This window comes from Paenibacillus phytohabitans (assembly GCF_013141775.1).
Taxonomy (GTDB): Bacteria; Bacillota; Bacilli; order Paenibacillales; family Paenibacillaceae; genus Paenibacillus_AQ; species Paenibacillus_AQ phytohabitans.
The window spans coordinates 175,320-197,735 of record NZ_WHOB01000016.1 but is presented as its reverse complement, the minus strand read 5'-3'; the positions used below and the strand labels follow the sequence as shown (position 1 = coordinate 197,735).

The window sequence follows — 22,416 nt, the reverse complement described above, 5'->3', positions numbered from 1 at the left end:
CTTTCAGGCATTCAGGATATTTTGCTTCATTAAATATGTAACTTCGTAAGCGCTTTATTGCTATATCTTATTGGAAACTCCACATTAGGTAAAACGTTTGCACAACCTTAATATGGAGAGATACATCCATAGGAGCGGTTTTGGCCAAAGAAATATTGAGTTATCGCTTTAATGCTTTGTTTTAGTCTGTTTTATTACCTGTTATGAGCATTCGATTAATCCCTATCCGGAAAATCGGCCGAAAATATATACAAATCGCTTTTTAGAACGCAGATTTTTTTGTGCAAACGATAGCAATACAGGTCTTTAACCTTTCGGCGGGCAACCGCATATGCATAGAGCAAGGGCGAAAGACCCGGGAAGAAAGGAGAATGAAGATGAATCTCAAGAAAAAACTGTCATTGTCGCTCCTGATGATTGTCACGTGTTTCGCAGTACTCGCCGGGTGTGGCGGTGATTCGGCTGTAGTGAAGGTGAAGATCGGTGAGGTTACCCGATCCGTGTTCTACGCGCCGGAGTATGTGGCGTTGTCCCAGAATTTCTTCAAGGATGAAGGGCTGGATGTCGAGCTGCAGACCATACCGGGCGGGGATAAAACGATGACGGCGCTGCTCTCCGGTGCTATAGATGTAGCGCTGGTCGGTTCGGAAACTTCGATTTATGTGTATCAGCAGGGGGCGGATGACCCTGTGATCAATTTTGCCCAGCTCACGCAGCGGGATGGAACATTCTTATTTGCACGTACACCGGATAGTGCTTTCACATGGGACAAAGTTAAAGGGTCCACTTTCCTGGGTCAAAGGCAAGGCGGCATGCCGCAAATGGCCGGCGCATTTACCCTCCTGAACAAGGGGATTGATACCGCCAGTGATCTGACGCTGATTCAGAATATTGATTTTGCCAATATTGCCGGCGCCTTTGCTTCCGGGACAGGGGATTATGTGCAGCTGTTTGAACCGCAGGCATCGATCTTCGAGAGTGAAGGAAGGGGCCAGGTTGTCGCTTCATTTGGCGTAGAGAGCGGTTATCTCCCTTATACCGTGTTCATGTCCAAGGAGAGCTACATCAGCAAAAACAAAGACACGGTGCAGAAATTCACCAATGCCATCCAGCGTGCACAATTGTGGGTGAAGGATCATAGCGCGGAAGAAATCGCTGATGCGGTTATGCCTTATTTTGATAAAACGGACCGTAATATTGTCGTCTCCGCCATCAGCCGCTATAAGGATCAGGACACCTATGCGGTAAACCCGGTAATTGATGATAAGGAATGGAACAATCTGCTTGACGTGATCAACAACGCCGGTGAGCTGAAGGAACGTGTCCCTTCGGGCAAGATTGTGGATAATACTTTTGCCGAAAAAGCGGAGAGCAGCATTAAGTAAGATGTGGATGCTTACGAAGCGAGTTTTGCTGCAGAGAAGAATCGAAGATGTGATTTTTACGCAAAACTTTTAGGAGGGCTGATATGCTTCCAGTAGTGGAGTTGAAGGAAATCACGCACGCCTATCTGGGAGACCGCGAGGCTTCGCTTGCGATCGAGGATTTCAATCTCAGCGTGGGCCAGGGTGAGTTCGTCAGCCTCGTCGGGCCCAGCGGCTGCGGCAAGACGACGCTGCTGTCGATCATTGCCGGGCTGCTGCGGCCCTCGCGGGGCGAAGTTCTGCTCAGCGGACGCTCTGCGGCTGGGCCGTCTCCTGAAGTAGGCTATATGCTGCAGCAGGATTATCTGTTTCCCTGGAGGAGCATTCAGGATAATGCACTGCTTGGCCTGGAGCTGACCGGAAGGCTGGATGAAGAGTCGCGCAGCAAAACCCTGCAGCTGCTGGCCGATATGGGGCTTGCGGGCAAGGAGCTTGCCTTTCCGGCTCAGCTCTCGGGCGGAATGCGCCAGCGAGTCGCTCTGGTGCGGACGCTGGCGACAGATCCCGGCCTGCTGCTGCTGGATGAACCGTTCTCCGCGCTGGATTACCAGATTAAGCTGCAGCTGGAGGATCTGGTCTCGGAGACGCTGATGCGCCGGGGAACAACGGCTATTCTGGTTACCCACGACCTGTCTGAGGCAATCGCTGTCAGCAGCCGGGTCATTCTGCTCCAGCGGAATCCGGGAAGGATCCGCAGGATTTTTCAGGTTCCGGAAGCCATCCGCAGTACCCCGCCGCTGTATGCGCGGGACTTGCCCGGATTCGCGGAGCTTTTTCATGAAGTGTGGAAGGAAATGGAGCTGGCAGGGAGGGAAGGCGTGTGAAGACGGAATTGCCCGCAGAAGTGGCGGCCTCCCGTGCACTTTGGCTGGAACAAAAGCATGCGGACTACAGGAAGAAGAAGCTGCGCCGCAAGACTCAGGTTCTGATCGTAAGAAGCAGTATCCTGATCCTGTTCTTTGTGCTCTGGGAAGCGGGGGCCAGGCTGGGCTGGATTGATGAACTGCTCTTCAGCTACCCGACGAAAGTGTTCCGGCAAATTTGGGATGACATGGTCAGCGGCAGTCTTTGGCCGCATCTGGGGATGACTGTAGGAGAGACAGTAGTCGGGTTTATTCTCGGAACCCTGCTTGGGACGCTGCTGGCTGTGATCATCTGGTGGTCGCCTTTTCTGTCTGCCGTACTTGATCCTTATATGGTCGTATTCAACAGTATGCCGAAGGTGGCGCTGGGTCCGATCTTCATTGTTATGTTCGGCGCCGGGTTCACCGCGATTGTGGTCACCACGTTATCCATTACGGTGATTATTACCACTCTGGTGGTGTACAACAGCTTTTGCAGTGTGGACCCGAATCTGGTTAAGGTTGTCCGTTCATTCGGCGCTTCCAGAGTACAGGAATTCAACAAGGTGATTCTTCCGGCGTCCTTCCCTACGGTGGTCTCCACGCTGAAGGTGAATGTCGGGATGTCATGGGTCGGAGTCATTGTAGGGGAATTTCTGGTGGCCAAATCGGGGCTGGGTTATCTGATTATCTATGGCTTTCAGGTGTTCAATTTCACGCTCGTCATGTCCAGTCTGCTTATTATCGCCGCGGTGGCTACAGCCATGTATCAGCTGGTTGTATATGTGGAGAAGCTGTTATTGTCGCGGAGGTAGAATAATGTAATATTGTGTCTCCCGGCAAAATCTTGTACCATGACTATATCTTTACCTGAATATTGAAGCTGAACTTTGTAGGAGAGGTATTAACATGGGATTTCGTATTATCAAAACGGCGGCTGCAACTCTGCTGTCCATTCTGCTGGCAGCCGCCGCAGGTATTCCCAATGCGCAAAGCGCGGGACTGCTGGCCATTCTCGGGGTGGAAACAACGCGCAAAAGGAGTCTCCGCACGATCACGGCACGCTTCTTCGCCTCGCTGGTGGGACTCTTTTTGGGCTGTATTCTCTTTTTCACCCTGGGCTTTCATTATTGGGTTCTTGGACTGTATGTACTGTTCGGCTTCCCGCTTATCGTCAAATCCGGCTTCAAAGAGGGGATTGTCACCAGCTCCGTTATTGTGTTCCGTGTTTTTGGACAAGCTGACATTACCGTTCACATCCTGCTGCAGCAGATTGAGCTGCTGATTATCGGCCTGGGTTCGGCCGGACTCGTCAACTTCATCTATATGCCGCAGACCGGAGACATGATTGCCGGTATCCGCAAAGAGGTGGACGGCTATTTCTCGGTTATCTTCCGGCAGATTGCCAGAACCCTGCGTGATCCCGCTTATGTATGGGACGGAAAGGAACTGATCGGAGCCGGTGAAGCGGTGCAGAAGGGTCTGACCGCGGCTTCAAGGGAGATGGAGAATCATGTGATCCATCCGGATGAAGCCTGGAATGTGTACTTCTACATGCGCAAGGAGCAGCTGGAGTCAATCCAGAATATGATGCAGCTTCTCTCTCAGGTATACCGCCAGCTGCCGCATGGTGATATGGTTGCGGAGCTGTTCGATCAGCTTAGCGGCGATGTGCTGGCCGAGGAATATACCGGCCGGACCGAGAAGCTGCTGGATGATCTGCAGCAGGAGTTTCAGCAGATGGAGCTCCCGGATTCCCGTGAGGTATTCGAGATCCGCTCCGCTATTCTGCAGTTATGCCGGGAGCTTGCGCTCTATCTCAAAATTGCCAAACGCTATAAAAGTCCGGTCGATCCGAGACCGGTGAAGGACAAGCTGCCCGCAAAGGGAAATGCTTGAGCAGGAAGGTAAATATGTCTCAGGTATTAACATTACGGTGTGAATTAACGATAAGATATATAAGCACTTAAAGTGAGCTTATCTCTATAGTTATGTTCATTTTCTGTTCGGGACAGAGAAACACATTTCAGGATAAGATTGTAGATGAGGCCGCGAAGCTTCCAATTACAGCAGCGGTTCACTCCGGTGGACGGCTGCACTGGCAGGTGAGGAACATGAACAACAGCAATGAACAATATATCGGCAAACAGCTTGCAGCCAACCTTTTTAATCATAGCGGTGTGTTTGTTCTGCCGGCGATGACCTTATTAAGCGGGGAACATATCCGGCTGATCTCCCAGCACAAGATCCTCCTGGAGCCGCATGATGTCCTTCAGGTGGACAACGCGGCATTCTATCAGCTGGCCGTGGATGACTGCACAGCAGCGATGGAGAGCATTTTTGACCAGCTCCGCTATACCAAGACCAAAAGGCTGCCGATGATAGAGCTCAGAAATGAAGTCATTCCTTTTATCCAGCAGGTAAGTGAGAAGAACGATTTCTACGGAATATTGGCTGCACTGCAGTCCAAGGATGATTATACATACAGGCATAATGTTGCGGTTGGTATTATCTCCACGCTGCTTGGCAAATGGCTGAAGCTGAAGCCGGACGAGCTAAGCATGCTGACCATCGCAGCGACTCTTCATGATATCGGCAAAATTATGATTCCGGCTGAAATTCTCACCAAACCCGGTCCGCTGAGTGAGGAAGAATATGCGCTGATGAAGAAGCATACCACCCTTGGATATGAAATGATCCGGGATACCGTGGGCACCACTCACATGCAGGCGCTTGTTGCGCTGCAGCATCATGAACGGATGGACGGCAGCGGCTACCCCTTCGGGGTACTGGGGCACCGGATTACCGATTTCAGCAAAATTGTCGCGGTGGCGGATATTTTTCATGCGATGACCTCAGACCGCTTCTACCGCACGGCCGCCCCTTTGTATGAGGTGCTCAGGCAGATGGACGATAATGTCTACGGCAAGCTGGACCCTTATATCTGCAGTGTGTTCATCAATAAGCTGATGCAATCGATGATCGGCAATGAGGTACTGCTCACAGACGGACGGATCGGCAAAATCATCATGATTCTGGCCCATGATCCGCTGCGTCCCCTGGTGAATATCGATGACGATTTCATTGATCTGAGCCGTCACAGGCAATTGGGCATTGTGCGTGTAATTCCGCAATAAGCACCGGGTGCAATATCGTAAAACGAAACAAAAGGTAGCGGTTCCCATATTTTGGGGAAGGGCTGCCTTTTGTTTTTTTCGGAAGCGGGACTCATAACTGGCTAATTTCAGCAATAAAATGAAGCAGGAGGCTTAATTAGACTCTCACGAGGGCTTACCCAAATTTATTTCTACTCTAACAATCAACAAATGCCCAGAACGTGCATACACTTGATAGTGAATGATTGTATGGAGGAGGTTCAAAGATGTCATTAAGCCATAAACGTCAAACAAGGGAGATCATTACGAAGGCAATTTGCGGCAAAGGTCGTAAGTTCTCTACCGCAACCCATACCGTGACTCCGCCACATCATCCGACTAGTATTCTGGGGGCTTGGATTATCAACCACCAGTACGAAGCGGTTGCCGCCGGGAACGGAATCGAAGTAATCGGTACTTATGATGTGAACATCTGGTACTCGTACGACAAAAACAAGCAGACCGAGGTTGCCAAGGAAACGGTCTCCTATGTGGAGCTTATTCCATTGTCGTATCTGGACCCGAGACACCGTGCTTCCACGGCACAGGTCTCTGCGGAGGCAACGCAGGAACCCAATTGTGTGGAAGCCGGGGTATCGCCGGGCGGCGGCAGTGTGACGCTCCGGGTGGAACGGGAGTTCGAGGCGGAGCTGGTGGCTGAGACCAAGGTCCGCGTGTATGTCAGCGATCAGAGTGATGATCTGGAAGACAAGGACTATGATTTTGACGGCGAGAGTTTTGATTACGATGATCTGGACCCTGACGCCCTGGATGATGAGCTGTAAGGAAGGAATACGCCGCTGCCTTTCTGTTACTGTGTTGGGTTATGATCCATTATATGATGAGAGGGCAGCGGCGTAGAGGGCGAATGCCCTCTTTTTTTTAAAATATTTTGGGGTTAGATTTCAGCATCAAAAGCCTCATCTGCGTACTGCAGAAGGGCGGGCTATCCGGTTATTAGGGATGATGCAGCTGTACGCGCGGCATGAAGAATTTCGGATGGGCGGTGGCATAAGGATGAACGAAGGGCTTAACTTATTCCTTCAGCTGGCACCGGAGCAGATTATGCGCAGACTCCGGCGCTGCGGGATTGAAGCGGACCCCGGGGCTATCGGCAGACCAGCACGGCGGAAGGATGCAAGAGAGAGTCATACATATTCCCATGGACAAGACCCCGCAAGTTACAGGCAGCACTACCGGGTGGTTATTTTCAATCTGGCTGTGCTGGAGTGCCAGCCTCTGGGTGCAGGGGCGGCTATGAATGCTGCTTTTTTGGGGCCGGTGAGAGGAGAGGGTGGTTATGGTGGAGCGGGTGCCAGAAGTAATAGTGGGGACCGCAATAGAGGAGCGGGAATTTCGGGGCATGACGAGAACAGCTATGAGGGAACGGGTGCCGGAAGTAATAGCGGGAACAGTTATGGCGGAGTGGAAATTGCGGGTCATGATGAGAACAGCTATGAGAGCACGGGTGCCGGAAGTGATAGCGGGAACAGTTATGGCGGAGCGGGTGGCGGAAGTGAGATGCGGGGGGTGGCAGGTGCTGTCCGCGTGACAGCGGTCCGGGCGCTGTACAGCCTGGGGCTGGACAGCGGCGAGGTGGAGCTGCGGGCCATGGGCGGGCGGCGTTATGTGGTGACGGGCATCACTCCGTTGATGCCGGTACCCGGTAAGCCGCTGCCTGAGCCGTACCGGGCAGCCTCGCGGGAGCTGGCCCGTTCCCTTGCCCTTGAGCAGCCAGACCGTGCCGGGCTGCTTATGGGTATGGACCCGGAGTTCCTGCTGCTCCGGGAATCCACGGGCCGCGTCGTGCCGGCGTCGCGGTACCTGCCCATGGACGGCGTCGCGGGCTGCGACGCCGGACCCCCGGGAACGCGAGGCGTGTTCCCGGTGGCTGAGCTGCGCCCTGCGCCGCGCGGGGAACCGCGCGCGCTGCTGGCGCAGCTGATGTCCGCCGCGCGCGAGGCGGACCGGCTCATCGCCGACCGCTCGCTCCGCTGGCGGGCGGGAGGCATGCCGCTGCGGGGCTGGGCCCTCGGCGGCCACCTGCACTTCAGCGGCGTGACGCTGTGCGCGCCGCTGCTGCGCGCGCTCGACAACTATCTCGCGCTGCCCATGCTGCTGCTCGAGGACATCCGGGCTGCGGCCCGGCGTCCCCGCTATGGCGTGCTCGGCGATTTCCGGCGGCAGCCGCATGGCGGCTTCGAATACCGGACGCTGCCGAGCTTCCTGGTATCCCCGGTCATCGCCAAAGGCGCGGTCTGCCTGGCTCACCTGATCGTGAGCCATTATGAAGAGCTGCCGCTGCGCCCGCTCGACCGGGAGAAGCTGCATGCCGCCTTCTACAGCGGCGACAAGCAACCGCTCCGCGAAGCCTGGCCTCCCCTGGAGGCGCAGCTTCGCGCGCTGGGCGGCTACGCAGCTGCCGCCAGCTACATAGATCCTCTGCTGCGCTCTTTAGCCGCGCAGCAGACCTGGGACGAGTCGCGTGATATCCGCGGCTTGTGGTGCGGCAGCGCACCGTCAGTCTCCGGGACGCGCCCGGCCAGGCCGGAAGATACTTTTCAATAGTGCCTGCCTATATAACAGCAGGCAGCCGCCGTTCACGATTCCCCCTCGCCTCCCGGTGCGGGGTGATTTGTGTAGTTGAACAAATTAACAAATAGAGCCCGAACAAGAATCCCAAAGCAGACAAAATATAATTCAAGCAACGATTCGGGAGAGAATCCGGGAAATTGCAATCGTTGTGGGCTAGAGCAAAACATCCATTCTTCACAAACAATTCTTTACCGGCAGAATGGAGACAACTCAGTAAGCGATGTAGACATAAATGTTGTACGTTCTACAACTTTGATTCATGGGCAGCCGGGTGTTTGTGAAGATTGTTGTATAAAATACAAGAATAATCCCGCTAATCCGCTTGGAAAAGGAGAAATCCTGCATTTTATACAACATTATTGGGTTTGGGCCGGTAGGATTAGGAGAATGTTGTATTATGTGCAGGATTATATAGCAAGTTAGCGGATCGCGGTTTTTACAACCTCTACTACATCCATTATCCTTATTGTTCCTTCTAAATCAGCAGCCCCGCGTATTCCCAAGGCCTGGGCTCCGGTTTTCTATATGTATAGCATGGACCATGTCCCGATGTCAGTGAACCCGAGCTTGTTGTAGATTAATCCCGCTTGCGGATTGTTATAGAAAAGACACAGTGACTTGCCTTCTTCCAGTACATCGGCGCTTAGACGGGCGACCACCTGCATGGCTAACCCTTGTCCCCTGTATTCCGGATGGGTCGCTACAGCAATGATCATCGCCGACATGGAGTTTTCTGCCGCAGTGGAAGCCGTTGCAACAACTTTACCCTCTTTTTCCGCGAAATAGGTGCGTCCGGTCTTGCTCTCCAGTGCTTTGTGCAGCGTTTGACGCGAGTCTGCCGAACTGCCTGAGAATTCTTCGATCAGATCCGTAAGGGAACATACCGCCTCCACATCATGGATTGTCGCACTCCAGAAACCGCCCGGGGCAGCAGCCGCAGCACGAATTTGTTCATTCATTTCCTTAAGCTCGGCGAAGAACATCTGCTTCTCGGATTTACAGTCCAGCACCTGGCGGAATTTCTCAATTACCTGTGATGAACCTGAGAGCATTTCGGCTTTCCCGCTCTTTCTTACCAGCTCCGCGAATCCTTCCACGTCAAAAGGACCCTCTGCATAGGGCAAAAAACTTCCATAGAACCGCAGCATCACCGCTTTGAACCGGCCCTCCGGTTCATCCATCTCGCCCCACAGCTCCATGAAATCCTGTTCAAACCCGAAATTCTCCACATCCCCGATGATAAACAAATTGAGTGCAGGGTCTTTGTGCAACAGCGCCATCAGCGGAATGCGGTCAGCTTCATTCAGTTTTCTTATCACGATTTTTCCTCCTTACATAAGATAGAATGTACAATCGTTTTCATAGATCATATTATAGAATATTATGGCTTGAAAATATAAATTCGTTCCAATTGGCTTAACGCCAAAGGAAAAACGCTGTATTACAGCGAGAAAAGCTGCTGCCAGCCGCCGGAAAATCTGCACACCAGGTTTTAGCAGGAGACCGGAAGAGGCTGCGGGTAACTTTGAGAGGGAAGTTTCTGCTATAATAGAGAACAGTATGAAGTAGGCATGGAGGTAGACGATGGCAAACTATACGCCGATGATTCAGCAGTATTTAAAAGTGAAGGAAGGGGCAAAAGACGCTTTCCTTTTCTTTCGTCTGGGCGATTTCTATGAAATGTTCTTTGAGGATGCCTTGCTTGCCTCGAAGGAGCTTGAGATTACACTAACAGGCCGTGATGGCGGGGTCGGCGAAAAGATTCCAATGTGCGGAGTGCCGCATCATGCTGCCGAGGGGTACATACAGCGCCTGATCGAGAAAGGCTACAAGGTCGCTATCTGCGAGCAGCTCGATGATCCTGCGGTGACCAAAGGGATGGTCCGCCGCGATATCGTCCGCGTAGTTACACCGGGCACCGTGATGGACGGCAAAATTATAACGGACAAAAGCAACAATTACCTCGTCTGTGTGACTGAGGAAGATGGCATGACGGCACTGGCTGCCTGCGATTTAACAACAGGTGAGCTGTATGTCACCTCTGTACTCTCCAGCACCGAATGGCTGCGGGATGAGATCGGCATTTATGAGCCGGCAGAGATTATCGGGGACGCGGCTCTCCTGGAGCTGCTGCGCAGTGAAGCTTCCCTGCTGGCTAAGCCAGTAGTTTATACCCCGTGGGACAAGCAGGAGGAAGGACTGGCCCGCCGCCAGTTCGGCGAAGCGGCATGGGTACGGCTGGAGAAGGAGCGCGGCCGCTGTCTGGCGCTGCTGATCTCCTATTTCAGCGAGACCCAGCGCCGGTCACTTGGGCAGCTCACCCAGATTTCGCCTTATGAGCCCGGGAATTATATGATTCTTGATCCGTTCACCCGGCGCAATCTGGAGCTGACCGAAACCGTAAGGGAGCGCTCCAAAAAAGGCTCGCTGCTCTGGCTCCTCGACCGCACCGAAACCTCGATGGGCGGGCGTCTGCTACGCCGGCGGATCGACAAGCCGCTTCTGCAGCGTGCGCCGATTGAACGCCGCCTCGAAGCCGTCGACTATTTGTATAACCAGTTTATCGTGCGTGAGGATTTGCGCGGAGCACTGAAAGAAATCTATGATCTGGAGCGGCTCGTCGGACGGATTGCCTTCGGCAGCGCTAATGGTCGGGATATGAACGCGCTGAAGCTGTCGCTGGCGCAGATTCCGGCGCTGAAGGAGATGTGCCTGACATCCGGTTCGGCCACCCTGCGGGAGATAGGCACGTCCATGGATGAGTGCGCAGAGCTCCGGGAGGATATCGAACGTGCCATTGTTGAGGATGCTCCAGTGTCTGTCCGTGACGGAGGAATTATCCGCGGCGGATATCATGAGCGGCTGGACGAGCTGCGTGAAGCCAGCAGCAGCGGCAAACGCTGGATTGCCGAGCTGGAAGCGAAGGAACGCCAGGCGACGGGCATCAAATCCCTGAAGATCGGCTATAACAAAATCTTCGGCTATTATATTGAAATTACCCGCTCCAATCTGTCTGCACTTCCGGAAGGCAGATATGAACGGAAACAGACGCTGGCCAATGCCGAGCGTTATGTTACCCCGGAGCTGAAGGAGAAGGAAGCACTGATCCTGGAGGCCCAGGACAAAATGACAGACCTGGAGTACAGCCTTTTCACCGAGCTGCGCGAGCGGATTAGCGCCCAGGTTCCCCGGCTGCAGGCGCTTGCCGAGAAGGTGGCCGAGATTGATGTGTATCAATGTCTCGCGGCGGTTAGCGCCGAGCACCGTTTTGTGAAGCCGAAGCTGTCCGACAGCTATGACCTGCGGCTCGAAGGCGGGCGACATCCGGTGGTTGAGGCAGTGCTGAAGGATTCCGCGTTTATTGCGAACGGCAGCACACTCAGCAAGGATGAGGGCAATATCCTGCTGATTACCGGACCGAATATGGCAGGTAAAAGCACGTATATGCGCCAGGTTGCACTCATCTGCATAATGGCCCAGATCGGCTGCTTCGTGCCGGCATCCAGTGCCGAGGTTCCGCTGATTGACCGTATCTTCACGCGGATCGGAGCAGCGGATGACCTGATCGGCGGCCAGAGCACCTTCATGGTGGAGATGGCCGATATTCAGGTCATGACCGAAAAGGCTACGGCCCGCAGCCTGATCATCATTGACGAGCTGGGCCGGGGGACCTCGACCAGTGAAGGTATGGCGATCGCCCAGGCGGTGATTGAATACGTGCATGATACTATCGCCTGCAAAGCACTGGTATCGACGCATTTCCATGAGCTGGCTCATCTGGAGCAGAGTCTGAGCGGACTCCGTAACTATTCCATGGCGGTGCAGGAGAGCGGGGACAAGGTCAACTTCCTGCGCAAGCTTGTGCCGGGAGCGGCGGACAGCAGCTACGGAATTTACTGTGCGAGACTGGCCGGACTGCCGGAAGGCATCATCGACCGCGCGTACGGCCTGCTTCAGAGCATCGAACAGGCATCTCCACCGGGCAGCGTGCCGCTGAACTACGGTACAGGCTATAATGACCGTCCCGGATCTGTGATTCAGGAGAACCGGGCTGTGGCTTCCATGGCTGCGGCTCATCAGGAAGCAGCTGTTTCGCTTGCTTCCCCTACGGAGGAAGAGGAGAATGAGGTTGTACAGCTCTCAATCTTTGGTGAGGACGAGCCGCGCAAGAACCGCAAAGGCGGGGTCGCAGCACCGGCAGCCAAAGAAAATCCGCTTCTGAAAGAGCTGATCTCAGCTGTACAGGGTGCGGATCTGATGAATATGACGCCGCTGCAGGCGATGGGTCTGCTTAATGAACTGAAGATGAAGGCCAGGGAGCTATAAGCCTGAGAGTATATAAGCGAGTGGGCTAATTAAGATTTTGCCGGGCTTATTCAGACATCAATATGAGTTTGCAGCTACATTATTTATAAATTGCGGGGTGAACGAATATGGCCAAGATTCATGTGCTGGACGAGCATATTGCCAACCAGATTGCTGCCGGAGAGGTAGTGGAGCGTCCTGCATCTGTTGTGAAAGAGCTTGTAGAGAACGCGATTGATGCGGGAAGCACACGTATCGAAGTCTCTGTGGAAGAGGGCGGACTGCAGAGCATCCGCGTCAAGGATAATGGCTCCGGCATAGAGCCGGAGGATTGCGAGACGGCCTTTTACCGCCATGCAACGAGCAAAATCGCCAACGGCCGTGATCTGTTCCTGATCACCAGCCTCGGGTTCCGGGGGGAAGCACTGCCGAGTATCGCGGCGGTATCGAAGCTAACCCTGCTGACTGCCAGCGGTGATGACGGGAAGGGACGGCTGCTGGAGATTGAGGGCGGGAAGCTGATCCTGAGTGAGGATGCGCCTTCCGGCCGGGGAAGTGATCTCGCCGTACGGGAATTGTTCTATAATACCCCGGCACGGCTGAAGTATATGAAGAGCATCCAGACGGAGCTAGGCCATATTTCGGATGCGATGTACCGCATGGCGCTGGCACATCCGGATATCTCATTCACCTTGCAGCATAACAGCAATCAGCTGCTGCATACGCTGGGCAACGGCGATCTGTTACAGGTTATTGCCGCCGTATACGGCACCTCCGCCGCCAAGGCGATGCTGCCGGTCGCGGCTGAGGACCCGGATTATAAGATCTCCGGTTATATCAGCCGTCCGGAATGGACGCGTTCGAACCGTAATGCCATAACGACGATTGTCGGCGGACGCTATATCCGCAGCAACGGACTGAATGCCGCGATCATGCGTGCGTATCATACGCTGCTGCCGATTAACCGTTATCCGCTGCTGGTGCTGCAGCTCGACATGCATCCGTCACTGGTCGATGTCAACGTGCATCCGGCTAAGCTGGAGGTCCGTTTCAGCAAGGAGACCGAGCTGTATGCATTCGTGGAGCAGCAGATCCGCAGCCTGCTCATGGGACAGAGTCTGATACCACGTCCAACCAAGGAACTTATCGGGGGAAAGAATAGCAGCTCCTTCATTCAGGAGCAGTTTGCCTTTTCCAAAGGGGCGGTTCCGGGAGCTCCGCAGCAAGGTGCTGAGCCAGCTAACCCTGCGGATGCTTCCGCTGGCCGCGGTCCCGGCCAAGGACTGCCTGCTGATGCTGATGCTCTGCAGGGAGGCAGCAGCCAGCCGCGCCCGGGAGGGAACAGTGCTGCTCAGTTCCCCGGCGGCGCAGCTCCGCTAACCGGCAGCAGTGCTCCGCTGTTCGGCGGTGGGGCCGCTGCCGGGGCTCCGCAGCGCTATCCAAGCGGCGGCAATTCTCTGCCGCCGCAGTCTCAGACCAGGGAGACGGCTGCAGCATACGGCGGCGGTTCCATGCCGCCTGCACCGTACGGGAACGGGACCCCAGCACAGCCGTCATCCCGTCCGCGCGACAGCTACCGCCCGCAGGCAGCTGCGGCTGAACGGGGACAAATGCCAACCGCAGAGGAGTTATACGCCCCTGCGGTTGCTCCTGCCGGAAGCGAAGACACAGGACTCCCGCAATTTCCCGAGCTGAATTATATCGGCCAGCATCACGGAACGTATATTATCGCCCAGAATGACAGCGGGCTGTATCTGATCGACCAGCACGCTGCGCATGAACGGGTGAATTATGAATTTTACTATGAGAAATTCGGCAAGCCGGAAGACGCATCGCAGGAGCTGCTGCTGCCGATCACACTGGAATTCACGCCTTCGGAGAGCAGACAGCTCAGCGAACGGCTGCACTGGTTCCAGCAGGCGGGAGTATTTCTTGAGCATTTCGGCGGACAGACTTTCCTGGTCCGTTCCTTGCCGTACTGGTTCCCGGAAGGTGACGAGAAGGCGGTCATCGAGGAGATGGCGGAGTGGGTGCTGAGCGAACGGTCTATTGACCTCGCCAAGCTGCGCGAGAAATCCTCTATTCTCTGCTCCTGCAAAGCCTCGATCAAGGCTAACCAGAAGCTCACGGAGCTGGAAGTGGAATCGCTGCTCTCCCGGCTTGCAGCCTGCCGCCAGCCTTATACCTGCCCGCATGGACGGCCGATAGTCGTCTCCTTTTCTTCCTATGATCTGGAGAAGCTGTTTAAGCGCGTGATGTAGTGGCAGTACTGTACATTTGAAGAGTGCAAGATCGGAGGCAACATGATTATAACCACGGGCTTTAACCCGATACCGGAAATTGTAGACCGGGCCAGGACTCTGGCTGAGCGCACCGGCTGTCTCTATGCGCCCCGTGCCAAGTTATCCATGGCGAAGCTTGTGGATCAATATGGGGACGAGCAGATTCTGGTTGTTCTGCAGGAGGCGGTCCGGCTGATTACGCCGGAGATGCCGCCTATGGAATTCCATCCCAGCATGGGGTTTGTCCGTGCGAAACGGATCATTAGAGGCGAATCAGACCCCCTGATTGATGCAGCGGGCATGCTGCCCGGCGACAGTGTGCTGGATTGTACGGCGGGTCTCGGGGGAGACTCGCTGCTGTTTGCCGTCACCGGAGGTGAGCATTCCCGGGTTACGGCGCTGGAGAGCTCCCTGCCGCTGTACGCGCTGCTGCTGGAAGGGATGAGCCAATATGTTTCAGGCCAGATTAAGGTGAATGAAGCCTTGCGCCGCATTAATGTCCAGCGGGGTGACCATCTGGAGTATTTGAAGGCTCAGCCGGACAACAGTGTCGATATTGTATATTTCGACCCCATGTTCCGGGTACCGCTGACGGATTCAGCGGCGATCTCACCGCTGCGTAAGTTCGCTAATCCCGCCGCGTTGTCGGCGGAGAGCGTGGCTGAGGCGGTCAGAGTTGCACGCAAGACCGTTGTGCTGAAAGAGAAGGCGCTGAGCGGGGAGTTTGCCCGCCTGGGCTTCACGGAGCTGCTGAGAGCAAGCGCCAAAACATCGTACGGGGTGATCACCATTGACAACAGAGACTAAACGCAAGGTACTCGTGCTGCTCGGTCCGACCGCCGTAGGGAAGACCAGGCTGAGTCTGGAGCTGGCCGGAGCCTTCGGCGCCGAGATCATATCCGGGGATTCCATGCAGGTCTACCGTGGTATGGATATCGGCACGGCGAAGATCACCGAAGCTGAGATGAAGGGGATTCCCCATCATCTGATTGATATTCATGATCCGCTTGATGCCTATTCCACCGCAGAATTTCAGGAGCAGGGCACCCGGCTGATCGAAGAGATCAGCAGCAGGGGCAGGCTGCCTTTTATTGTTGGCGGGACGGGACTGTATATTGAGTCCCTGTGCTACGGATTCCGCTTCTCTGAGGCGGTGGCGGATGAGGCCTTCCGCAGCGAGCAGGATGCTTACGCTGAAGAGCATGGGGCGGAAGCGCTACATGCCCGGCTGGCGGCGGTAGATCCGGCCAGTGCGGAGCGGCTGCATCCCAATGACCGGAGAAGAATTATCCGCGCGCTGGAAATCTATCATCAGACTAACATTCCGCTGTCCGACTCTCTTTCAGGGCAAAAGAAGGAGTCCCCTTATGAGTTGTGCCTCATAGGGCTGACTATGGACCGTAAAAAACTATATAAACGTATTGAAGAACGGATTGATCAGATGCTGGCGGAAGGACTTGTCGCTGAAGTTCAGGGACTGCTTGAGCGCGGCTACAGCAGAAGCCTTGTATCTATGCAGGGACTGGGCTACAAAGAGATCGCCGCCTATCTGGAGGGAGAGTCAACGCTTGAGGAAGCTGTGATCCTGCTGAAGCGCGATACCCGCCGTTTTGCCAAAAGACAGTTATCCTGGTTTCGCCACATGAAAGAAATTCAATGGATCGATGTGGAGGAGAGTCCGGACTATAATGAGATTTTCGCAATAATTCAGCATAAAATTGCGCAAACCTTTGCAAATTCAATATGACCTTTGAGGTTATACTCCATTGAATCCATTCGTTGCTGCACGAACATTGTAGGATGCTTCCAAAGCGTATTCGCGCTTTACCGGAAGCATCTTTTTACATCCCGATTCTTGCCTCTTTTTGCCTAATCTACTGATAACCGGGGGACCCAAATGTTAAAAGAGTGAACAGAGCAGCTGCGCAGAGTGACTATGCGGAAGCTCCACGCGCCACTGCTGAATTAGAGGATATTGTTGTGCCGGATATACCTGTTGAAGCGGGGCCGCAGCCGATGCTGGAGCTATGGAGATTGACCGGAAGGGCTCCGAAGATTTAATATGTAGTGGAGGGAACCATAAATATAACCATTTCAACTAAAGGGGATTGGGAGAAAAAACAACTGAAAAATCAGGGTTTATCTTTTATTAACTTTCAAAGGGTTTTATAAATGAGCTGATTTCATCCATGTGTTAACGTTTTACATACCATATCTCAGCCTGTTTTATTACATTGCTGTGCTTGCAGAATACATGGTATAATAGCAGGAAAGTTTCTCTAAGGTGTTGAATATACTTACGAACAATCTAATTGAACCATTGGGGGTACGTCATATGAACAAGTCCATTAACATCCAAGATACGTTCTTGAACCAGCTGCGCAAAGAGAATATCCCTGCTACAGTATATTTGACTAACGGTTTCCAAATCCGGGGAATTATCAAAGCCTTCGACAACTTTACGATTGTCATCGACAGCGACGGGCGCCAGCAGATGGTGTACAAGCATGCGATTTCCACGTTTACACCACAGCGCAGCGTATCGCTGATGCAGGACAATAATAACGAGATTTAAGATTTTACAGCCTTGAAGCGAAACCTTTTTGTTTATCAATCGTTTGAATAGAGAGTGCGAGAGAGCAACCTGTGAAGGTTGTTCTTTTCATTCGTGACCATAATTCATGATTTTTCCGCTAAGGGAGTCAGGAGGCAACATGTCCAGAGACCAACTAACCAGGAATGGCGGCAATAGAAACAGAGGTAGCAGTACGCCGAATTCCAAAGGGAAACCAAAGAAAAAGAAGAAATTTCTAACTAAGAAACGTGTATTATGGAGTTTGTTTTTTGCAACGGCACTGGCGATTTTTTGTGCGCTGGGCGGCTATTTGTTCATTATGCTGAACGGGCAGAAGCTGCTGGAGGAGAACCAGGGTAAATTGACGGTGAATCCGCCGACGCAGATTTTTGACCGGAATGCGAATCTGATCGGAGAGCTCGCCCTGGAGAAAAGTGATCCGGTGGAATACGAGGATCTTCCCAAGCTGCTGATCACCGCTTTTGTAGCTACCGAGGATAAAAGGTTCTTCGATCACAAAGGTGTGGATTTCTGGTCCATCGGACGGGCGGCGGTGAAGGATATTGCGGCACGCAGCATGGTTGAAGGCGGAAGCACCATCACCCAGCAGCTCGCGAAGAATATCTTCCTGACCCGGGATAAAACCTTCTTCCGCAAAGCGACAGAGGTTTCGATTGCTGTTGCGCTGGAGAATAAGCATACCAAAGAAGAAATCATCACGATGTATTTGAACCGGATACCTTTCGGGGGAACCATTTACGGCATCAAGGCCGCCTCTATCCGTTATTTCGGTGAGAGTAATTTGAACGAGCTGGAGCTGTGGCAAATCGCTACACTGGCTGCCATGCCGAAGGGGCCTTCCCGCTATAATCCGCTGCGTAATCCGGAGCTGTCCAAGGAACGCCGCGCGGTTGTGCTCCAGCTTATGTATGATCAGAAGGCGATCACAAAGGAACAGATGGATGAGGCTAAGGCTGTTGACTATAACTATACGCCTCCTGAGAGCAGCAAGCAGCGTTACCAGGCATTCATTGATTATGCTATCGACGAGGCTGAGGATAAATTCGGTCTAACGGAAGATGATCTGAATATTGGCGGTTACAAAATCTATACAACGATGGATAAGCATGCCCAGGAGACCATTGAGGATGCTTTTGCCGACAGTGATAATTTCGAGAAAAGCGTGGACGATGAGCTGGTACAGGGTTCGATGACGATCATCAACCAGGAGAACGGCAGTATTGTGGCGCTGATGGGCGGACGCAATTATGAGAAAAAAGGCTACAGCCGCGTTGACGGCAGCCGGCGTTCCCCGGGTTCAGCGTTCAAACCGCTGGTTGCCTACGCACCGGCGCTGGAATCCGGTAAATTCACGAATGATTCGAGGCTGAGCAATGAGAAGCAGTGCTTCGGCAAATATTGCCCGAACAATCTGCATGGCTATTCGACAACGATCAGCATGGCGGATGCCTTAACGAAATCAGAGAATATTCCGGCGGTATGGCTGCTGAATGAGATCGGTGTGAACACCGGCTTCCAGTTCGCCAAGAAGCTTGGCATCAATCTGAAGGATGAAGACAAGAACTTGTCGCTTGCCCTCGGCGGAATGAGTGAAGGGACCAATACACTGGAGATGGCCCAGGCCTACAGCGCATTTGCCAATGGCGGAGAGCTGCGGGATGCCTACTCCATTAAGTCGATTGCCGACAGCGATGACAAGACGGTCTATAAGGCCAATACCACCGCAGAACGGGTGATGAGCGAGGACACGGCTTATCAGATGACTGAGATGATGCAGAAGGTCGTACAGGATGGCACGGGTAAAAAAGCCAGAATTAACCGTCCGGTAGCCGGTAAGACAGGAACCACCCAGAGCGGCTACGAAGGAATCAGCTCTAACCGCGATGTCTGGTTCGTCGGTTATACACCGGAATGGACAGCCGCCGTCTGGATGGGCTATGACAAGCCGAGCAAGAAACATCTGCTCAAGAACAGCAGTCCGCTCGCGGCAGCATTCTGGGGCAAGGTCATGGAGGAAGCGCTGGAAGGCGTTCCTGCCAAATCGTTCCCGGTTCCCAAAGGCTCGGCAGAGGTTGAAGCCACACCGACACCTGAGGCGACTCCGGTTGTAACCGGTCTGCAGGCGGCTTATGATGCCTCGACCATGACGGTCAACCTGAGCTGGAATCCGGTTGAAGCTGCAGGGGTGGACTACCGCATATACCGCCGGGAAACCTCAGAAGCAGATTTTACTCAGCTCCTTAACACGAGCACTGGCAGTGTCGGGGATATAAGTGCGATGCCGGGACTGTCTTATGAATATTATGTAACAGCTTATTATCCGGAGCTTGATGTGGAAAGTGAGCCTTCGGATATCGTAACGGTATCCGTGCAGGATGAACTGCAAACGCCGGAACCTGAACCGACACTCGATCCGAACCTGCCTACGGATGACACTGGCAACGGCGGCAACTCCGGAAACGGCGGTATTCCGGGTGATGACGGCTCCGGCAACAACGGGAACGGTAATGGCAATGGTAACGGCAATGGTAACGGAAATGGTAACGGTAACGGTAACGGCAATGGAGGGAGCGGCAATAACGGCGGAACAGTAACACCTCCGCCTGAAATAACACCGCCGCCCGTGCAAAGCACACCGCTGCCTACGCCGGCTCCGGAAGCAACCGCGACTACTGGCGAACCTGTAACGGATCCCGCTACAGATCCGGGCGGCGATCCGAATGCCGGTTTTGTAGAAGGCGTTAATACTACGCAGTAGATAGCAGCGGTTTAATGAAATCCATGGAAACATTGACCCCGGCAGCCCGGGGAGCTCTGCATGTTGCAGAATTCCCGGCTGCCGGGGTTTTCTGGTGACTGGGATCACAGTGATATTTTGAGTGTCTACGCGAAATGTGTTAAGCTGAAGGCACCATTATCTGAGAGGGTTATTCATATGAAACGTAAATTCGGAGACCGGGCCAACTGGCGCCGGATTACGCGCCGCCATTTTGCCTGCCGCTATGTGGAAACCCGGGAATTCAGCGGTTACATTACACTGTATACCATTTACGGGCTGAAGGAGCCGCTGTGGAAGAGCTATGGCAGGCATACATACCGCATTGCGGACAAAGGGTATTCATGGCTGCAGTATTTTCCCAAAGACAGCCACTATATTGTGACGGCCATGTTTGACGAACGGCAGAATATTGTACAATGGTATATCGACACCTGCAAGGTTCAGGGAGTAACAGATCAAGGGGTTCCCTGGTTTGATGATTTGTACCTGGATGTTGTGGTGCTGTGGAACGGTGAAGTGTTCTTGCTGGATGAGGATGAGCTGGAGGAAGCGCTGGAACGGGATGATATAACTGACAGTGACTATAATTTAGCCTGGTCTACAGCGAATACGATACTGCGCAGTATCGATGCTCATGCCTTCCCTTATTTCTCCCTTTCACTGAAGCACCGTGCCGAATTGTTTCATCACGGAGAGTTCAGGAGGAAATAATAATGGAATGGTATGTCTATCAAAGAGGATCATCTCCCATTCGCAGAGTCACCCGGAAGCGCCACTACCGTATGAAGCGCCTGTTGTGGGCTGCACTGATTCTGCTCATCGTTGCTGGACTGATCTGGTGCGCTGTGGCATTTAGCAGAATTAACAGTGCAGAAACAACCGCGCCTATGGTGAAAGCGGATGCAGGTGTAATTCTGGGCATGTCGATGTGGGGGGATGAACCCAGTCCGGGTCTGAAGGAGCGGCTGGATTATGCGCTTGAGCTCTATCGTTCAGGAGCATTCACCCATTTTGTGGTTTCCGGAGGTCTGGATCATCCGGATTACAAGTATACTGAAGCCGAAGGAATGAAGAGGTATCTGGCGGCACACGGTGTTCCGGAGGATGTGATCTATCTGGAGAATCAGTCTACCAGCACCTATGAGAATCTTCTGTTCAGTAAGGCTGTGATGCAGCAGGAGGGCTTGTCTTCTGCAGTTATCATTACGCATGATTTCCATGGCCGCCGTGCGCTGGAGATTGCACGTGAGCTTAAGTTCACGAACCCGGAGCTTGGGGTTACGGAGTCTGAGGTCATGTCGATGTTCAAGTACAAGACACGCGAAATCCTCGCCTATACCAAATGGAAAATGCAGCAGTTATCTTTATAAATCTGCTAATTTCGGAAACTGCTAATAACACCCCCTGTACCGGAATAGACTGTTTAGAGCAAGTCAGCCCTGTATAATGAGGTGAACAAGGTGAACGGACATGTAGCGGCGGCAAGTGGACGGGATGAAGGAAGACCGTCACGGCAGATCAATATTGTGCTGAGGAATCAGGATCCGGCGCCGGTGGCCAGCTCACCCGCAGACAGTGCCAGCGGACCGGCCCCCTCCAGAAATCACAGCCACAGCGGACTGTTCCAGGAACTCAGCCGGGAACTGGACGCGTTAGTAGGTCTGGATAATATCAAAGAGCTAGTTTTTGAGATATATGCCCTGCTGCAGGTAGCGCAGATGCGCAGTGAAGCCGGACTCGCCAGCGGGGGCCAGGCCTATCATATGGTCTTCAAGGGAAATCCCGGCACAGGCAAAACAACCGTAGCGCGGATTGTTGCGAAGCTGTTCCAGCGGATGGGTGTGCTCAGCAAAGGCCATCTCATTGAAGTGGAACGGGCCGATCTGGTGGGCGAATACATCGGGCACACAGCCCAGAAGACGCGGGATCTGGTGAAAAAGGCGCTGGGCGGCATTCTGTTTATCGATGAGGCCTATAGTCTGGCCCGCGGGGGAGATAAGGATTTCGGCAAGGAGGCCATCGACACACTGGTGAAATCCATGGAGGATCACCGGAGTCAATTTGTGTTGATTCTGGCCGGTTATTCCGGAGAAATCGACTATTTTCTGATGAGCAACCCCGGTCTGCCCTCACGGTTTCCGATTCAGGTGGAATTTCCTGACTATACGACCGACCAGCTGCTGCAGATTGCCGAGCTAATGGCCAAAGAACGCGATTATATTCTGATGCCGCAGGCCATACTCAAACTTAAGCAGGCTTTACTGCTTGAAAAAACAGAAAGTCTGCATGCCTTCAGTAACGCAAGGTACGTGCGCAACAGTATTGAGAAGGCGGTGCGCTCGCAGGCAGTACGGCTGCTGAATCAGTATGAAAGCACAAGTCCCGGCAAGCAGGAGCTGATGACCCTGCGGACGGAGGATTTCAAATTGTAAGACATG

The 22,416-nt window shown here is 53.5% G+C and carries 18 protein-coding genes; 17 read left to right on the top strand and 1 reads right to left on the bottom strand.

Features of this window, described 5'->3' with window-relative positions:
- Nucleotides 1–377: 377 nt before the first annotated feature.
- From GC101_RS02575 to GC101_RS02545, 7 genes are all read left to right on the top strand, one after another.
- Entirely contained in the window at nt 378–1,385 is a 1,008-nt protein-coding gene (locus GC101_RS02575) for an ABC transporter substrate-binding protein (RefSeq protein ID WP_171715979.1), read from the top strand.
- Nucleotides 1,386–1,468: 83 nt separating this feature from the next.
- Complete coding sequence (locus GC101_RS02570; RefSeq protein WP_039310093.1) at nt 1,469–2,248, top strand: ABC transporter ATP-binding protein; 780 nt, start codon at nt 1,469–1,471, stop codon at nt 2,246–2,248.
- Nucleotides 2,249–2,328: 80 nt separating this feature from the next.
- A complete protein-coding gene (locus GC101_RS02565) occupies nt 2,329–3,081 on the top strand; it encodes an ABC transporter permease (RefSeq protein ID WP_373604804.1) in 753 nt (250 codons plus the stop codon).
- Nucleotides 3,082–3,175: 94 nt separating this feature from the next.
- Complete coding sequence (locus tag GC101_RS02560; RefSeq protein ID WP_076242991.1) at nt 3,176–4,165, top strand: aromatic acid exporter family protein; 990 nt, start codon at nt 3,176–3,178, stop codon at nt 4,163–4,165.
- A gap of 215 nt (nt 4,166–4,380) precedes the next feature.
- The gene (locus tag GC101_RS02555) at nt 4,381–5,403 is read left to right on the top strand and encodes an HD-GYP domain-containing protein (RefSeq protein ID WP_171715978.1); all 1,023 of its coding nucleotides are present in this window, start codon (nt 4,381–4,383) and stop codon (nt 5,401–5,403) included.
- A gap of 245 nt (nt 5,404–5,648) precedes the next feature.
- Nucleotides 5,649–6,206, top strand: a complete 558-nt coding sequence (locus GC101_RS02550; protein WP_039310097.1) for an outer spore coat protein CotE — start codon at nt 5,649–5,651, stop codon at nt 6,204–6,206.
- A 232-nt stretch (nt 6,207–6,438) separates the two neighbouring features.
- Nucleotides 6,439–7,989 (top strand): putative amidoligase domain-containing protein, encoded by a 1,551-nt coding sequence (locus GC101_RS02545; protein ID WP_171715977.1) that lies wholly within the window; start codon nt 6,439–6,441, stop codon nt 7,987–7,989.
- 548 nt (nt 7,990–8,537) lie between these two features.
- Here the strand turns inward: GC101_RS02545 and GC101_RS36695 are convergent.
- Nucleotides 8,538–9,335, bottom strand: a complete 798-nt coding sequence (locus GC101_RS36695; RefSeq protein ID WP_171715976.1) for a GNAT family N-acetyltransferase — start codon at nt 9,333–9,335, stop codon at nt 8,538–8,540.
- Between the two features lie 265 nt (nt 9,336–9,600).
- On the opposite strand from GC101_RS36695, the gene mutS reads away from it, so the two are divergent.
- The 10 genes from mutS to GC101_RS02490 all read left to right on the top strand — a co-directional run bounded on the left by mutS (nt 9,601) and on the right by GC101_RS02490 (nt 22,410).
- Nucleotides 9,601–12,342, top strand: a complete 2,742-nt coding sequence (mutS, locus tag GC101_RS02535; RefSeq protein ID WP_171715975.1) for a DNA mismatch repair protein MutS — start codon at nt 9,601–9,603, stop codon at nt 12,340–12,342.
- Nucleotides 12,343–12,449: 107 nt separating this feature from the next.
- Nucleotides 12,450–14,582, top strand: coding sequence for a DNA mismatch repair endonuclease MutL (gene mutL, locus GC101_RS02530; RefSeq protein ID WP_171715974.1), 2,133 nt, complete (start codon nt 12,450–12,452; stop codon nt 14,580–14,582).
- A gap of 42 nt (nt 14,583–14,624) precedes the next feature.
- A complete protein-coding gene (locus GC101_RS02525; protein WP_171715973.1) occupies nt 14,625–15,410 on the top strand; it encodes a class I SAM-dependent methyltransferase in 786 nt (261 codons plus the stop codon).
- Complete coding sequence (gene miaA / locus GC101_RS02520; protein WP_171715972.1) at nt 15,394–16,350, top strand: tRNA (adenosine(37)-N6)-dimethylallyltransferase MiaA; 957 nt, start codon at nt 15,394–15,396, stop codon at nt 16,348–16,350. Before GC101_RS02525 ends, miaA begins: the two co-directional genes overlap by 17 nt.
- Nucleotides 16,351–16,511: 161 nt before the next feature.
- Nucleotides 16,512–16,664, top strand: coding sequence for a hypothetical protein (locus tag GC101_RS02515; protein WP_171715971.1), 153 nt, complete (start codon nt 16,512–16,514; stop codon nt 16,662–16,664).
- A gap of 274 nt (nt 16,665–16,938) precedes the next feature.
- Nucleotides 16,939–17,178, top strand: a complete 240-nt coding sequence (hfq, locus tag GC101_RS02510; RefSeq protein ID WP_039299258.1) for an RNA chaperone Hfq — start codon at nt 16,939–16,941, stop codon at nt 17,176–17,178.
- A 139-nt stretch (nt 17,179–17,317) separates the two neighbouring features.
- Nucleotides 17,318–19,957 carry a PBP1A family penicillin-binding protein gene (locus GC101_RS02505; protein ID WP_171715970.1) on the top strand — a complete coding sequence of 880 codons (2,640 nt, stop codon included), beginning with the start codon at nt 17,318–17,320 and terminating at the stop codon, nt 19,955–19,957.
- Nucleotides 19,958–20,134: 177 nt separating this feature from the next.
- Nucleotides 20,135–20,689, top strand: a complete 555-nt coding sequence (locus GC101_RS02500; protein ID WP_039299253.1) for a ribonuclease FAU-1 family protein — start codon at nt 20,135–20,137, stop codon at nt 20,687–20,689.
- A 2-nt stretch (nt 20,690–20,691) separates the two neighbouring features.
- Nucleotides 20,692–21,348 carry a YdcF family protein gene (locus GC101_RS02495; RefSeq protein ID WP_171715969.1) on the top strand — a complete coding sequence of 219 codons (657 nt, stop codon included), beginning with the start codon at nt 20,692–20,694 and terminating at the stop codon, nt 21,346–21,348.
- 90 nt (nt 21,349–21,438) lie between these two features.
- Nucleotides 21,439–22,410, top strand: coding sequence for an AAA family ATPase (locus tag GC101_RS02490; RefSeq protein ID WP_171715968.1), 972 nt, complete (start codon nt 21,439–21,441; stop codon nt 22,408–22,410).
- Nucleotides 22,411–22,416 lie beyond the last annotated feature (6 nt).

What these genes read in the sequence shown, in the direction of transcription:
- GC101_RS02575 (WP_171715979.1), top strand. Translation starts at nt 378, where the DNA reads ATGAATCTCAAGAAAAAACTGTCATTGTCGCTCCTGATGATTGTCACG.
- GC101_RS02570 (WP_039310093.1), top strand. Translation starts at nt 1,469, where the DNA reads ATGCTTCCAGTAGTGGAGTTGAAGGAAATCACGCACGCCTATCTGGGA.
- GC101_RS02560 (WP_076242991.1), top strand. Translation starts at nt 3,176, where the DNA reads ATGGGATTTCGTATTATCAAAACGGCGGCTGCAACTCTGCTGTCCATT.
- GC101_RS02555 (WP_171715978.1), top strand. Translation starts at nt 4,381, where the DNA reads ATGAACAACAGCAATGAACAATATATCGGCAAACAGCTTGCAGCCAAC.
- GC101_RS02550 (WP_039310097.1), top strand. Translation starts at nt 5,649, where the DNA reads ATGTCATTAAGCCATAAACGTCAAACAAGGGAGATCATTACGAAGGCA.
- GC101_RS02545 (WP_171715977.1), top strand. Translation starts at nt 6,439, where the DNA reads ATGAACGAAGGGCTTAACTTATTCCTTCAGCTGGCACCGGAGCAGATT.
- mutS (WP_171715975.1), top strand. Translation starts at nt 9,601, where the DNA reads ATGGCAAACTATACGCCGATGATTCAGCAGTATTTAAAAGTGAAGGAA.
- mutL (WP_171715974.1), top strand. Translation starts at nt 12,450, where the DNA reads ATGGCCAAGATTCATGTGCTGGACGAGCATATTGCCAACCAGATTGCT.
- GC101_RS02525 (WP_171715973.1), top strand. Translation starts at nt 14,625, where the DNA reads ATGATTATAACCACGGGCTTTAACCCGATACCGGAAATTGTAGACCGG.
- hfq (WP_039299258.1), top strand. Translation starts at nt 16,939, where the DNA reads ATGAACAAGTCCATTAACATCCAAGATACGTTCTTGAACCAGCTGCGC.
- GC101_RS02505 (WP_171715970.1), top strand. Translation starts at nt 17,318, where the DNA reads ATGTCCAGAGACCAACTAACCAGGAATGGCGGCAATAGAAACAGAGGT.
- GC101_RS02500 (WP_039299253.1), top strand. Translation starts at nt 20,135, where the DNA reads ATGAAACGTAAATTCGGAGACCGGGCCAACTGGCGCCGGATTACGCGC.
- GC101_RS02495 (WP_171715969.1), top strand. Translation starts at nt 20,692, where the DNA reads ATGGAATGGTATGTCTATCAAAGAGGATCATCTCCCATTCGCAGAGTC.